Annotated in this window: 12 protein-coding genes; 6 read left to right on the top strand and 6 right to left on the bottom strand. The window is 68.0% G+C overall.

Annotation, left to right across the window (positions count from 1 at the left end; translation table 11 throughout):
• The first annotated feature begins 147 nt into the window (after nt 1-147).
• Nucleotides 148-1,425, top strand: a complete 1,278-nt coding sequence (locus ACFY9I_RS33560; RefSeq protein ID WP_391008457.1) for a histidine kinase — start codon at nt 148-150, stop codon at nt 1,423-1,425.
• On the top strand, nt 1,422-2,099 hold the full coding sequence (locus ACFY9I_RS33555) for a response regulator (RefSeq protein WP_391008455.1): 678 nt from the start codon (nt 1,422-1,424) through the stop codon (nt 2,097-2,099). Before ACFY9I_RS33560 ends, ACFY9I_RS33555 begins: the two co-directional genes overlap by 4 nt.
• A 103-nt stretch (nt 2,100-2,202) precedes the next feature.
• On the opposite strand, the gene ACFY9I_RS33550 is transcribed toward ACFY9I_RS33555, so the two are convergent.
• The 4 genes from ACFY9I_RS33550 to ACFY9I_RS33535 form a co-directional block, all read right to left on the bottom strand.
• Complete coding sequence (locus ACFY9I_RS33550; RefSeq protein ID WP_391008453.1) at nt 2,203-3,651, bottom strand: family 43 glycosylhydrolase; 1,449 nt, start codon at nt 3,649-3,651, stop codon at nt 2,203-2,205.
• A 70-nt stretch (nt 3,652-3,721) separates the two neighbouring features.
• A complete protein-coding gene (locus ACFY9I_RS33545) occupies nt 3,722-5,215 on the bottom strand; it encodes a family 43 glycosylhydrolase (protein WP_391008579.1) in 1,494 nt (497 codons plus the stop codon).
• Nucleotides 5,216-5,640: 425 nt separating this feature from the next.
• The gene (locus ACFY9I_RS33540; RefSeq protein WP_391008451.1) at nt 5,641-6,900 is read right to left on the bottom strand and encodes a TolB family protein; all 1,260 of its coding nucleotides are present in this window, start codon (nt 6,898-6,900) and stop codon (nt 5,641-5,643) included.
• A 744-nt stretch (nt 6,901-7,644) separates the two neighbouring features.
• Nucleotides 7,645-8,304, bottom strand: a complete 660-nt coding sequence (locus ACFY9I_RS33535; protein WP_391008449.1) for a hypothetical protein — start codon at nt 8,302-8,304, stop codon at nt 7,645-7,647.
• An 870-nt stretch (nt 8,305-9,174) separates the two neighbouring features.
• Here ACFY9I_RS33535 and ACFY9I_RS33530 point away from each other — a divergent pair.
• Complete coding sequence (locus ACFY9I_RS33530) at nt 9,175-9,534, top strand: hypothetical protein (RefSeq protein WP_391008447.1); 360 nt, start codon at nt 9,175-9,177, stop codon at nt 9,532-9,534.
• A 105-nt stretch (nt 9,535-9,639) separates the two neighbouring features.
• The gene (locus tag ACFY9I_RS33525; RefSeq protein ID WP_391008445.1) at nt 9,640-10,005 is read left to right on the top strand and encodes a peptidase inhibitor family I36 protein; all 366 of its coding nucleotides are present in this window, start codon (nt 9,640-9,642) and stop codon (nt 10,003-10,005) included.
• A 447-nt stretch (nt 10,006-10,452) separates the two neighbouring features.
• Here the strand turns inward: ACFY9I_RS33525 and ACFY9I_RS33520 are convergent, their stop codons facing one another.
• Nucleotides 10,453-11,040: a DUF664 domain-containing protein gene (locus ACFY9I_RS33520; protein ID WP_391008577.1), complete on the bottom strand. Its 588-nt coding sequence runs from the start codon at nt 11,038-11,040 to the stop codon at nt 10,453-10,455.
• An 85-nt stretch (nt 11,041-11,125) separates the two neighbouring features.
• Between ACFY9I_RS33520 and ACFY9I_RS33515 the strand changes: the two genes are divergently transcribed.
• A complete protein-coding gene (locus ACFY9I_RS33515; protein ID WP_391008443.1) occupies nt 11,126-11,314 on the top strand; it encodes a hypothetical protein in 189 nt (62 codons plus the stop codon).
• Nucleotides 11,315-11,374: 60 nt separating this feature from the next.
• Here ACFY9I_RS33515 and ACFY9I_RS33510 read toward each other — a convergent pair whose 3' ends face one another.
• Nucleotides 11,375-11,761 (bottom strand): hypothetical protein, encoded by a 387-nt coding sequence (locus tag ACFY9I_RS33510; protein WP_391008441.1) that lies wholly within the window; start codon nt 11,759-11,761, stop codon nt 11,375-11,377.
• Nucleotides 11,762-11,931: 170 nt separating this feature from the next.
• Between ACFY9I_RS33510 and ACFY9I_RS33505 the strand changes: the two genes are divergently transcribed.
• Nucleotides 11,932-12,846, top strand: a complete 915-nt coding sequence (locus ACFY9I_RS33505; RefSeq protein ID WP_391008439.1) for a helix-turn-helix domain-containing protein — start codon at nt 11,932-11,934, stop codon at nt 12,844-12,846.
• Nucleotides 12,847-12,887 lie beyond the last annotated feature (41 nt).

The raw sequence follows: 12,887 nt of genomic DNA, 5'->3' as shown, positions 1-12,887 counted from the left end.
TGCGCGGGCGCGTGCGGTTCGCATCCCCCCCCCCCCCCCCCCCCCCCCCCCCGGGGGGCCGGGGGGGCCCCCCCCCCCGCCCGGCCCCCGGGGCGTTCGCACCCCAAGTCGACCACCATGGTCTGAAGCAACCGACCGGAGTCACCGATGAGTACCAGCAGTTCCAGCCTGGAAGGGCGCTACGTGGATCGCCTGGCGGAGATCTCCGGCCGCCGCCCCTTCCTCGTCGATCTGGTGCTGGCCATGGCGCTGATGGGCTGCGCCACCTTCGGCAGCGCACTCACCCTGCCCGGCACCGAGCCGCCGGATCAGGACAGGGTCGCCGTCGTCCTCATGGGCGTGTCCTGTCTCGCCCTGCTCAGGCACCGCGCCCACCCGCGTGCCGTCCTCGCCGTGACCGCGCTCTGCACGATCGTCGCGGTGGCGCTGGGCTATCTGCTCACCCCCCTGCTGCTGGCTCCGATCATGGCGGCGCTCTACTGGCTGGCCACGCTCGCCGACCGGCGGACCACCCGGATCTACGGCCTCACGACCATCGCGGCGATGACGATCGCGGCGGTCTTCTCCGACTCCATGGACCAGCTCTCGCTGGTGCTCCGGACGATCGGCCCCGTCTTCTGGCTGCTGCTGCCGCTCGCCGCCGGCCGGCTGGCCGAGGTGCGAGGCGCCTACCTGAAGTCGGTGCAGGCCCGCGCCGAGCACGCCGAGCGCACCCGCGAGGAGGAGGCCCGGCTCAGGGTCACCGAGGAACGGATGCGCATCGCCCGCGATCTGCACGATGTGGTCGCCCACCATCTGACCCTCGCCAACGCCCAGGCCGGCACCGCCGCACACCTCGCCCGCGTCGATCCGGAGCAGGCCCACCGGATCCTCACCGACCTGACCGGCACCACGTCGTCGGCACTGCGCGAGCTCAAGGCCACCGTCGGCGTGCTGCGCCATCCCGACGACCCCGAGGCACCGCTGACGCCCACCCCCGGACTGTCCCAGCTCCCGGACCTGACGGCCTCGTTCAAGTCGACCGGGCTCACGGTCTCCGTCACCGCGGAGGGGCCCCCGGGGCCGCTCGACCCGGGCGTGGACCTGACCGCGTACCGGATCGTGCAGGAAGCCCTCACCAACGTCAGCAAGCACGCCGCCGTGGACGCGGCCCGTGTCCACCTCGTGTACCAGGAGGCGCATGTGACGATCACGGTCACCGACGACGGCGCCGCCGCTGCTCGCCCCGGGGACCCGCCCGCGTCCGGCCGGGGCTTCGGGCTCATCGGTATGCGCGAGCGCGCCCAGTCCGTCGGCGGCTGTCTGAGCGCCGGTCACCGTCCCGGAGGCGGATTCGAGGTCACCACCGATCTCCCGTTGCGCCCCCGGCCTTTCGCACCCGTCCCAGCATCCTCATCCGCATCCGAAGTGGACCAGACCCCATGACCATTCGCGTCCTGCTCGCCGACGACCAGGCCCTGCTGCGGGCCACCTTCCGGATCCTCGTCGACTCCTGCGCGGACATGGAGGTGGTCGCCGAGGCCACCGACGGCCGGGAGGCGGTCGACCTGGTCCGTGTCCACCGCCCCGACGTGGTCCTCATGGACATCCGGATGCCGGGCACCGACGGCCTCACCGCCACGGCGGTGATCTGCGCCGACGAGGAACTGGCCGACACCCGCGTCCTGATCCTCACGACCTTCGAGATCGACGAGTACGTGGCCCAGGCGCTGCGCTCCGGCGCCAGCGGCTTCCTCGGCAAGGACGTCACCGCCGACGTGCTCCTGGACGGCATCCGCACCGTCGCCGCGGGCGACAGTCTCCTCTCCCCCACCGCCACCCGCACCCTCATCACACGCTTCCTCGCCGCCCCCGCCCCCGGCAGCCGCCTGGCCACCCCCGGCCGGCTGACCACCCTCACCACCCGGGAACGCGAAGTCATGTCCCTGGCCGCCGAGGGGCACTCCAACGACGAGATCGCGGAGAAGCTGTACGTCAGCCCTCTGACGGTACGGACACATGTGCACCGGGCGATGACAAAGCTCGGCGCGAGGGACAGGGCCCAGCTCGTGGTGATGGCGTACCAGTCGGGCCTGGTGCAGGTCATGCCGCCGGAATGAGCTCCGCCTGAACGCGCGGTGCACCGCGCCCTGCGAGGGCACGGTGCACCGGAACGCTGCCTGGGTCCTCGCGGACCCTGCTCCTTCACTCCTTGTAGAAGATCTACTCCTTGTAGAAGGTCGCGTCCTGCCGGTCGAGGGTCGTGCTGACCGGCTGGGTGTAGATCAGGTTGTTGTAGTGCCGGATGTAGCGGCCGGGGAAGTTGAACGACTCGTACGAGACTCCGGCGGCGCTGTCGGCGAGGCCCGCCCGCTCGTGGAAGGAGGCGTCGGCCTTGAACAGGGCCGTGCCGTCGTTCTTCTCCACCCACATCTCGTTGTTCTTGTGGCGGAGGTAGTAGCCGGGGAAGTTCGCCGACTCCAGCGATACGGTGCCGCTGCCGGTGAGGCCGGTGACGATCCGGAACTGCGAGTCGGCGAGGTTGGTGACGTTGGCCTCCAGCTTCGCGCGGTACTCCCAGTGGCGCAGGAACTTGTCCGGGAAGTTGTACGAGGAGAGGCGGACGGGGGTCACTCCGTCGGCGACCGGGATGCCGAAGTTGGGGGTGCCGTCGGCGTTCCAGTACAGCTTCTGGTAGCGGGTGCGGCGGTTGGGGTCGTTGAGCGGGTCGCCGCTGATGTCCTTGTAGTTGCGGTCGTGGTAGACGAGGATGTCCGACTTGCCGTCCTCGGAGACCGTGAAGGTGTTGTGGCCGGGGCCGTACTGGCCGGTGTTGGCGTTGCTCTTGAAGACCGGGGTGGAGGTCTTCGCCCAGGAGGCCGGGTTCATGAGGTCGGCGGTCGCGGAGGCGGTCAGCAGGCCGAGGCAGTAGTTCGCGTCGGTGGCGCTGGCCGAGTAGGACATGAAGACCTTGCCGTTCCTCTGGATGACGGCCGGCCCCTCGTTGACGCGGTGGCCGACGGTCTCCCAGGAGTACTCGGGCTTGGAGATCATCACCGGGCTGCCGCTGATGGTCCAGGGGTTGGACATCTTCGCCAGGTACAGGTTGGTGCCGGTGCCGACCGCCGGGTCGGTCTGCGCCCAGCTCAGGTAGCGGGTGCCGTTGTGGGTGAAGGTGGTGGCGTCCAGCGAGAAGGTGTCGAGCGGCAGCGCTATGCGGCCCTTCTCGGTCCAGGTGCCGGTGATCGGGTTGGCGGCGCTGGTCTCCAGGACGTACGGGCGGATCTTCCAGATGTCGTTGGACCAGCCGGCGGTGAAGTAGATGTACCACTTGCCGTCGATGAAGTGGATCTCCGGCGCCCAGATGTGGGCGCCCATCTCACCGCTGGCGTGCTTGGTCCAGATCGTGGTCTCCGGGGCCGTGGCCAGGCCCTGGAGGGTGGTGGCCCGGCGCATGACGATCTTGTCGTACGCGGGGACCGTGGCCGTGAAGTAGTAGAAGCCGTCGGTGTGCTTGAAGATGTGCGGATCGGCGCGCTGGAGCGCGATCGGGTTGGTGAAGGTCACAGCGGGGGACGCGGGGGCGGCGGCCGAGGCCGGTGTCGTCACGGTGGTGAGCACGGCGAGCGCTGCGGCCGCGGCCACCACTGCACGTCTGATGAGACGTCTCATGCTTGCGGTCCTTCGTAATCGGTCGATCACATCGGTGATCGGTCGGTTTCCGGGGGTCGTGTGGGAAGGGTCAGGCGGTCGTGGGGACCAGGCGCCACTGCTGGCAGTTGTTGTTCAGCCAGGACCACTGGCGGACATCGGCGCCGTTGGCCGTGCCGCAGTCGGCGACGTCCAGCACCTTGCTGGTGGCGGCGTTGGTGATCCGGACGTAGTCGCCGCCGGTGTAGATCAGGCGGTACTTCTGGCAGTTGTTGTTCAGCCAGGACCACTGCCGGATGTCGGTGCCGTCGGCGGAGCCGCAGCCGGCGAGGTCCGCGACCTTGCCCGTGGCGACGTTGACGAGACGGCTGGTGTCGTCGGCCATGTCCTCGATGCGCCACTTCTGGTTGGCGCCGCCGTTGCAGCTCCACTGGAAGATGTTGGTGCCGTCGGCGGTGTTGCCGCCGTTGACGTCGAGGCACTTGCCGCTGTTTCGGTTGACGATGGTGTAGGCGGTCGGGGTCGTCGCGGTCTCACCGGACGGGCCGGCCAGCGTCGTACCCGTGGCGACCGGGGCGCCGAGGTTCGGTGTGCCGTCCGCGTTCCAGGTGAACTTCTGCGCGCGGGTCGTCCGGCCGTTGCCGCAGCCGCCGTTGGCGGCGCTGTTGGCGTGGTAGACGATCCAGTTCTCGGTGCCGTCGGGAGACGTGAAGAAGCCGTTGTGGCCGGGGCCGTAGACGCTCGCCGCGTCATTGCGCTGGAAGACCGGCGTCTGCTTCTTCGTCCAGGAGGAGGCCAGCAGCGGGTTGCTGCCCGTGAGCTCCAGCTGGCCCAGCTTGTACTCGGCGGTGCCGCAGAAGCTCGCGGAGTAGGACAGGAAGGTGCGGCCGTCGTGGTACAGCGGCTCGGGGCCCTCGTTGACCGGGCCACCCTGCCTCTCCCAGCTGAGAGTGGGGCTGGAGATGATCGTGAAGGGGCCGCTGAGCGTGTACGGGTTGCTCATCGCGGCGATGACCAGGCTCTGCTCGCTGCCGTTGATCTTGCCGCTGCCCACCAGGTACAGCTTGTTGTCGTGCTTGAGGACGCTGGCGTCGATCAGCCAGCCCTGCGCTGCGGCCGGCCCGGGGGTGAGGCTGGCGTCCGTGAGGATGTTCTTGTAGGTGTACGTGCCCAACGGGTCTGAGCCGGAGCTCTCCAGCACATGGGTGCGCTGGCTGTCGCAGCAGGCGACGCCGGACTGCGCGGCCGAGTAGTACAGGTACCACTTTCCGTTGAGGAAGTGGATCTCCGGCGCCCAGATGTTGTCGTTGCGCCCGGCGGTGGTGTCCGACCAGACCTCCACGCTGGGGGCGGTGCTCAGTCCCTGGAGGGTGGGGGACTTCCGGATGAGCAGCTTGTTCGTGAAGGTGGTCGTGACCAGGTAGTAGTTGCCGTTGTAGTACTCCAGCCAGGGGTCGGCGCCCTTCTGGGACTTGATCGGGTTGGTGTACGGCTTGCCGTCGGCCGCGGCGGCGGGCTGCGCGGTCTGGACGGTCTGCACGGACAGGAGCGAGGCGAAGAGGGCGAGCAGGGCTGCCCCCGACATCAGACTGCGGCGGGGCGTCAGCCAGCGACGGGCACGGGTGGGGAACACGAGATGTCCCTTCCGGGAGAGCGGCTCGTTGCCGGGCGTCCTGACCTGCCCGGGTGTGTTCGAAATTACGAACACTGTGCGTAACTTCGGCCAGAAGGTAAAGCCGAGGTGGGAGTGACGTCAATGGATGCGCAGCTTTTGTCGTCGCAGCGTACCCGCGAGGTTGCCGGGTCTTGAGCGCGAAGAGATAACAGGTGAGGCATGAGATGCGCACGGACATGAGATGCGCACGGGCGGACCGTGCGCATCTCATACCGCCCGGCCGAGGGGCGGAGTCACCCAGCCCTCTCGGCCGCACGGGCCGCCCAGCACGCCAGCCGCCCAGCCGCCGCGCCGCTCAGCCGCTCAGCCGCTCAGCCGCTCAGCCGCTCAGCCGCTCAACGCAAGGTGCGGACGAAGACATCCCCGATCAGGTTCGTGTCCTCGGGCACCAGTCCGGGGTAGTAGGACTCGAAGACGACCGTCGACTCGTCACCGCTCAGCGCCGCGTCCCCCACGGTGACGGGTCTGCCGTCCTGCCCCGGCGACAACATCTCCTCCTGACCGGTGCACAGGTCGCGCAGGATCAGCCCGAGGGACGTGCGGTTGGCGTCCGCCGTGTTCAGCAGCAGCTTGGAACCGTTCGCCGACAGGTCCGAGAGCAGGGTGAGATCGGTCGGGCTGTGCCCGTCGTACCGCTGGAGCGTGCCGGTGCGCAGATCACGGACGAAGGCGTTCCACGCCGTGCCGCTCGCCCCGTTCGGATCGACGCCGGGGACCAGGTTGGTGGCTACGGAACTGAAGCCCACCTTGGAACCGTCGGCGCTCAGCACCGGGCCGACCGCCGACCTGTCGGCCGCCGCCCCGTCATGGGTGGTGTCGGCGTGCACGGTACGGCCGCTCCTGCGGTCGTAGACCAGGATGTCGCCCTGGTCGTTCTCCGTCGGCCCGGAGTAGCCCTCCAGGTAGGCGACCTTGCGCCCGTCCGCGCTCATCGAGATCTGCTCGCACCGGTGGAAGTCCTTGGAACCGTCCGAGGGCCGGCTGACCCTCTTGACCTCCTGCGTCTTCCGGTCCAGCAGCATGACCCGGCAGGCGAACGCCCCGTTGGGGGCCGCGGCGGGCCGGGCGACGAAGGCGACGTAACGCCCGTCCGCGCTGATCGGCGCGATGCCGTACGACATCTCGTAGCCGTCGTCCATCTCGGGCGCGAGGCGTTGGATGGTCCCGGTGCTCAGGTCCATGAGGTGCACGGAGGACGCCCCGGAGGCCGTCGAGAACGACCCGAAGGTCAAATACCGCCCCGACTCGGACAGGTGGGGTGTCGACGTGGTCTCCCCCGGCACCACCACCCGCCGCAACGGCTCACCGGGAGCCGTCCGGTAGTACACGCTGTTGCGCACGTCGGTCCCCGGCCCCAGGTTGGTCGCCGACGACATGAAAGCCACGACGCGCCCGTCCGCGCTGACGACGGCGTCCACGGAGTGTCCGTTGCCGGCGGTGCCGTCCGGGGCCACACTGATCCGCTCGGTCCTCGGCGCGACGCTCGGCGCCGCGTCCGCGTCCTGGCCCGCCGCCTGCGCGGGCCAGGTGGAACCCACGACGACGGCCCCCACCACGACGGCGTTCGCGAGCAGTCGTAAGGAAGATCTTCTCAACTGGCTCCCCCTTCACCCGGGCACGACCACAGCCGCCCCCAGCACCCCCGTGCCCCCGGCCCTGCGCAGAGGGCTCACGAGGATGCAGGCGATGAAAGCGCGCCACCGCCCAGGGGTCAATGCATCTGACGCTCCACTCCTCACACTGGTACGGGACGACCAACGAAACCTCCCCCACACCGGGGCCCCCACGGAGCCGCCCGCATCCGAAAGGAGTTCGCAGCGGTCCTCGGCACCCCCGCCGGCCGAATCGGGGAACTCGCGGCCTCGGCGGAGATGCTGCAAGCGGTGGCCCGTGGCTGGTACCCCGACCTCGCGCCCTGCCTCGTGGCCCGCGCGGAAGCGCTCACCGTGCTCAAGTCGCCTCGCCACCCCACGACTTGGACCGTCTGGCGGGCGCCGGGGCAGTTGGGGTGGCTGAACGCGGCGACCTTGAGCCGGCGGATCTCGTCGCGGTGGTGGGCGTGGTGGCGGGTGCGGTGCCCGAGCGGGATGTTCCGTTCCAGGGCAGCTTCTTGACCTGGGCGTGAAGAATGGGATCTCGTTGCATCGTCAACGACCCCTTGAACCTGGGTCGACCGCCGAGTCCGAGTGATGAACCGGCCCCGGCGCAACGGAAGTTCCTGCGCGATCACGGCGCCACAAGGCCATGTCGAGGGCGTCGCCCTGACGAGCCGAAGTCAGTGATCCGCGCCATGCTCGTCACCCCGGCTTACGGGTGACGAGCATGGCGCGGATGTGAGGTCAGAGCCTGCCGTTCACCGCGATCCCGTCATACTCTCGCTCCCGGATGTTGGCCTGCCAGTAGCCCCATCTCACGTTCGGGTCCCAGGTGTATACGTGACCGGCCTGGTTGAGGCCGAAGGTGCATGACCTGTTCTGGTTGACCCATCCGCCCACATAGTCGCCGCTCTTCCACCGACGCTGGACCACCTGCCACGGCTGACCAAACCCCCCACGGGGGATCGGCTGCTCGAATGTCTCCGTGGTGCTGATCGTGGACGACTTTTGGATCGAGGGGATGAGAGACAAAACGAAGTTGTACCACTTCGCGCTCTGGGCCGAGCTAGCGTTACCGAGGGTGGCCTGACCACCTACAGCCCAACCGAAGTTTGTGGTCTTGTTTACGCTCCAGGAGTAATTGCAGTTGCCTGGGGAGTTAACTGCGCACTTCTTTTCAGTCCCCCTCCAGACCACGTCCTGCCAGCTGTTCGCGGCTTGCTGCCGCGCCACGGCCCTGGCCTTTTCCTTGAACGAAGAAGCTTTCGGAGCGATTCGTACCTGCGCCGTGTCGTAGTCCGCGAGGCAACCTCCCACCGCATGGGCAGGGTCCGCCGAGAAAAGAACAACGGCGGCAAGGAACGGAACCGTAGCCAGTGGGCGGGTCCACAACTTCTTGTGCATTCTCGTCCTCTCTCCACGGAAAACCTGACGTATACAGGTAGGTGCGAGTCTGCATGACAGGAATCACGTGGGCATGATGGCACTACCGGGGCCTCATCACTCCGAATGCGTTCCAGCACGGAACCTCTGCATTCGAGGGGCGACGCCTTCTGACGTGATGAATATGGCACTCACCACTTACCCCAGTCAACACTCCCGGACACTTTGAAGGGATTTCAAGTGAGTGCACAGAGAATGCATTTTTCGGGCAGGCTGAAGCGACCTTCTCTCTTTTCGCGAATGACGAAATAAAAGCGCGAAAAAGCGCACGGGAAGGTGAGTGAAGGTCCTGTGCGCACGAGTGTGGAGTCGGGTAGGGCTGCCGCAAGCACAAAGACCAAGTAGGCAAAGGGAGTTGACGGTTTCTGCGATCGTGATCTTGTAGCAAGCGGTCTCTGGCGTCAAGCGCTGGGCAAAGAACGAAAAGAACGAAACGCCGCCGGGACCGCATCTCGATTGAACCGAACGGTAACTTGACGCCGGTTACTCGAGTACATGTCCGCCGCCTTCCTCTTGGTGCTCCTCGTTGCGGTCGCCGATGACCTTCATATCTGCCGTTACACCGTGGAAAGCTTGGTTTCTGACGGTGCGTTGGGAGGCGGCGAAGAAGGCCCGACCTCCCGGAGTGACCACGGCGGCCCCGGTAACGCGGCCCCCCGTCGACCGTCACGCTCCGCCCCGCCCACATCCGCCGACCCGCCACGTACAACGACCGCCCGTGTGCAGGTCGTGTCTCGTCACCGTCGAACGGGCACATGAGCGCGGACCCCATGAACAACCCGACCTCCCCCACACCGGGGGCCGCACCCCGCCCTGGTCCGCGAGTTCGCGATGTGCTTCACCTCGTCCACGCGGGGCGCGCGACTCGCCCGGCGTCTCGCCGCGCACCGGCTGGACACCTGGGGCCACCCGTACACCGGTGACGCCAACAAGACGCTGTCGCTGATCACTTCGGAGCTGGCCGCCAACGCCGTACGGCACGGGCACGTCGCCGGGCGGGGCCTGCTCATCGTGGCGACGCGGGCGTCGCGCTGGGCGGTCGCACCGCGCATGGACGGCCCCGGCAAGACCGTGTGGGCGGAGTACGCCCTGCCGGGGCCGGGGCCGTGGGGGCCGGGGTCGGGGCCGGCGCCGGCGCCGGCAGGACGACGGACGGAAGACGACGGCTCCCCGCGCCCTCGAAAGTCATAGGTACCCGTCACCGCACGCCGCCGACAGACTGACGCATGGGAACGGGGGCTGTCACACGCACCGTCCCCATCACATCATCGCGACACGGGGAGAATTCCAGCACTCATGAACACCAACAAGATCGCCCAGCGGATAGGTGTCGGCGTCGCGGCTCTCGCCCTCGCGGGCACCGGGTTCAGCGGCAGCGCGAACGCGGCCCCGTCGGACTGCCCGTCGGGCTGGTACTGCGTCTGGTCCGGGCAGAACTACACCGGCAGGATGCAGAAGGTCGAGGGGGACAACGCGGACCTGACCCGGTTCTCCGTCTTCCAGAGCTTCAAGTCGCGGTTCCAGAACGGCAAGTCCTGCGACTTCAAGTGGTACTCGGAGAAGAACTACCGGGGAGACAGCGGAGTCATCAAGAAGGGGTCGAAGGCGACCTGGTCCACCACCCACTTCATCAAGTCCAACAAGTGGGTCAACTGCTCCTGACACTCCCCGATGCCGGGCCGCCTCCGGTGGGGGTCGGCACGGCTGACAGCGGAGCCCGCGGCCGCGGTGAGCGTCACGTTTCCCTCGCTCACCGCAGTCGTCCCGTACTGTTCACGTGGTCCGCCGGGCCTGTCGCGGACCGGGACTTCCACGAGCCCCGCTCAACGCCCCTCGTCGAGGAACTCCTTCGCCTTCCTCGAGTGACCCGGTGGTAGATCACGCCACGGAACTGGACACCGTCGGCGCACGAGCCGGAGCCGTCACCGTCGCCCAACGCGAAGCATGCCGCCCCCGGAAGAAGCAACAACACTGTGAGAACGCCCTACGGCCCCCGCCGACCGCGAACACATGACGCCGTGGTCATGTGCGCCCCTCTCATCTCGGTAGAGGCTTCGCGGGCCGCGCACGTCACCGTAGCCGAGCGTGCGCCACTGCTCCGTGCACTCTCTAAGCCTTGATCGGTACGGCCGACCTGGCGGCCTGCTCGATCTTCGCGCAGTAGGCCGCACGGGCTTCCTCGTCGATCCGCGTCTCGTATTCGGCGCGCATCCCGGTCCGGCCGTCGAGGCCCTCGCGCAGGATGTCGGCGTGCCCGGCATGCCGGATGGACTCGCCGAGGACATGGACCATGACGGCGAACAGGTTCGTGTTGGGGGAAGGCTCCGGCCACCACGGCACGTGGCCGGAGGCGTCGAGGGGAAGCGCGTTGATCGTCGCGTCCGAGTGTTCCCATGTGCGCCGGTAGAACCCGATGATCTGATCGCGGGTCTCGTCCTCGGTCGCCCACAGATCACTGCCGGTGGAGTGGTCCTGCCACCTGGGCAGCGGTTCCGGGGAAGGGCGGTCGAAGACCTCGCCGAAGTACCTGGCCTCGACGTTGGCCACATGTTTGACCAGGCCGAGGAGGTTGGTCCCGGTCGCTGTCAAAGGTCGGCGGGCGTCGTATTCCGACAAACCGTCAAGTTTCCAGAGCAGCGCCTCGCGGTGCCGCCGCAGTCTCCCGTGCAGGTTGTCTTTCGCGAATTCATCGATCATGCGGCATGAGCCTGCCATGGGCTGCTCGCAGGCCTCAAGATCCCGTACGTGGCCCGCGACGACGGTCAGAGCCAGAGGCTTGGTCATGGCCATGGCCATGGCCACCGCCCTGACCTGCTACATCGGCGCGATGTTCCGGTTCAAGGGGCTGGAGTACCAACGGATGATCATCGAGGGCGTGACGGACGGGCTCGTCCTCTGCGAGACCGTCAACCGGCTGCGCGGCACGGACCCGGTCCGCATCCGGTGTCTGGTTTCGCGGCCACGGTCGTGACCGGAGTCCGGTGGTGCGGGAGGAGGCCGGGGCAACCAGGCCTCCTCCCCGATGCCCGGCCTACGGCCTGTCGAAGGTCAGGCAGTTCAGGTGGTTGAGGGTGTCGCCCAGACAGATGTACAGGAAGTCCGCTCCGCCGACGACGTCCGCGGGGACGGTCACGGAGATGTCGATCGACTTGCCGCACACCGGCTTGGTGGTGCGTTCGCTCAGCCGTGTGTAGTCGGGGCCGCCGTCGGAACGGTAGGCCGCGACGTAGGTCATGCGGCAGCTCGACGTGCTGACCGACTTTTGCTCACCGGTGAGCTGGACTGACCTGTTGTACCAGGTCAGATTCCCTTTGGTGTAGGTCTGGCCGTACGGGACCGCGTACGGACTCGTCGGGTAGGTGGCAGCGTTCGCGTGCCCGACGGGCGACAGGGACAGAGCCGCGGTTGTCAGTGCCAAGGAAACGACGCGCCTCTTCGCAGCAAAAGCCATGGATCCTCCGTTGGTTGACGACACCGAGCCCTCACCTCGCCGGTCGGTGCCGAGACCAAGTATCAGGGTGATTCGTGGAGTCGGCGCTGTACGCTCCTCCGCATCAGCGAGGCAGGTATGACAACCGGAGGGCAGAGATGTCTTCACATGTGGCGCCCGGTGATCGAGTGACGTCCGGACTCGACCGGCGTGCCGAGCTGAGGGAGTTCCTGCGGTCACGCAGGGCCCGGCTCCGACCCGAGGACGTGGGCCTGCCCTCGTACGGTCGGCGGCGGGTTCCGGGGCTGCGGCGCGAGGAGCTGGCGCAGTTGGCGGGGGTGTCGTACGCGTACTACGCGCGCCTGGAGCAGGGCTACGGCGAGACCATGTCGGCCGAGGTGCTGGACGCCGTCGCCCGCGCACTGCGCCTGAACGAGGAGGAGCGGGACCATCTGACGCAGCTGGCCCAGCCCGAGCGGCAGAGCGCGACGCGGTCCGTGTCGCCGCCGCAGCGGCTGCGGCCCAGCGTCCAGCATCTGCTCGACGCGCTCTGTGTGCCCGCCTACGTCCTCGACCTGCGCCTGAACATCCTGGGCTGGAACCGGCTCGCCACCACCGTCTTCGGGGACTTCGGCCGGCTGCCGCCCGAGGAGCGCAACACGGCCCGGCTGATCTTCCTCTCGTCCGAGACGCGTGAGAGGTTCATCGACCCGGACCGTGTGGCGCGTAGAGTCGCGGCCGTGGTCCGCACGAACGCCGGCAGAAGCCCCGGCGACCCGCACTTCTCCTCACTGGTCCAGGAGCTGTCGCAGAAGAGCGAGCAGTTCCGGCAGTTGTGGGCACAGCACGAGGTGAGCAGCGAGAACGCCCGCGAGTCCCTGCGGATGCGGCACCCGCTGGTGGGAGAGTTCGACCTCGTCCACGAGCCCATGGCATTGTCCGGGGGCGCCCGGATACGGCTGATGACCTACCACGCCGAGCCCGGCTCCCGTTCGGAGGAAGCCCTGCGGATGCTGGCCAGTTGGGCGATGGAGCCGCTGAACCGGGAGCCGGGGCCCGGCCCTCGCCCATGACGGCACTGTGCGCCGACCCACTCATCGGTCCCGTCCGAGAA

It is taken from the genome of Streptomyces sp. NPDC012510, from assembly GCF_042955065.1.
Lineage (GTDB): Bacteria > Actinomycetota > Actinomycetes > Streptomycetales > Streptomycetaceae > Streptomyces.
The sequence above is the reverse complement of the archived record's forward strand: the minus strand, read 5'-3'. Positions and strand labels throughout refer to the sequence as shown.

What these genes read in the sequence shown, in the direction of transcription:
- ACFY9I_RS33560 (WP_391008457.1), top strand. Translation starts at nt 148, where the DNA reads ATGAGTACCAGCAGTTCCAGCCTGGAAGGGCGCTACGTGGATCGCCTG.
- ACFY9I_RS33555 (WP_391008455.1), top strand. Translation starts at nt 1,422, where the DNA reads ATGACCATTCGCGTCCTGCTCGCCGACGACCAGGCCCTGCTGCGGGCC.
- ACFY9I_RS33550 (WP_391008453.1), bottom strand. Translation starts at nt 3,651, where the DNA reads ATGAGACGTCTCATCAGACGTGCAGTGGTGGCCGCGGCCGCAGCGCTC.
- ACFY9I_RS33545 (WP_391008579.1), bottom strand. Translation starts at nt 5,215, where the DNA reads ATGTCGGGGGCAGCCCTGCTCGCCCTCTTCGCCTCGCTCCTGTCCGTG.
- ACFY9I_RS33535 (WP_391008449.1), bottom strand. Translation starts at nt 8,304, where the DNA reads ATGCACAAGAAGTTGTGGACCCGCCCACTGGCTACGGTTCCGTTCCTT.
- ACFY9I_RS33530 (WP_391008447.1), top strand. Translation starts at nt 9,175, where the DNA reads ATGTGCTTCACCTCGTCCACGCGGGGCGCGCGACTCGCCCGGCGTCTC.
- ACFY9I_RS33525 (WP_391008445.1), top strand. Translation starts at nt 9,640, where the DNA reads ATGAACACCAACAAGATCGCCCAGCGGATAGGTGTCGGCGTCGCGGCT.
- ACFY9I_RS33520 (WP_391008577.1), bottom strand. Translation starts at nt 11,040, where the DNA reads ATGATCGATGAATTCGCGAAAGACAACCTGCACGGGAGACTGCGGCGG.
- ACFY9I_RS33515 (WP_391008443.1), top strand. Translation starts at nt 11,126, where the DNA reads ATGGCCATGGCCATGGCCACCGCCCTGACCTGCTACATCGGCGCGATG.
- ACFY9I_RS33505 (WP_391008439.1), top strand. Translation starts at nt 11,932, where the DNA reads ATGTCTTCACATGTGGCGCCCGGTGATCGAGTGACGTCCGGACTCGAC.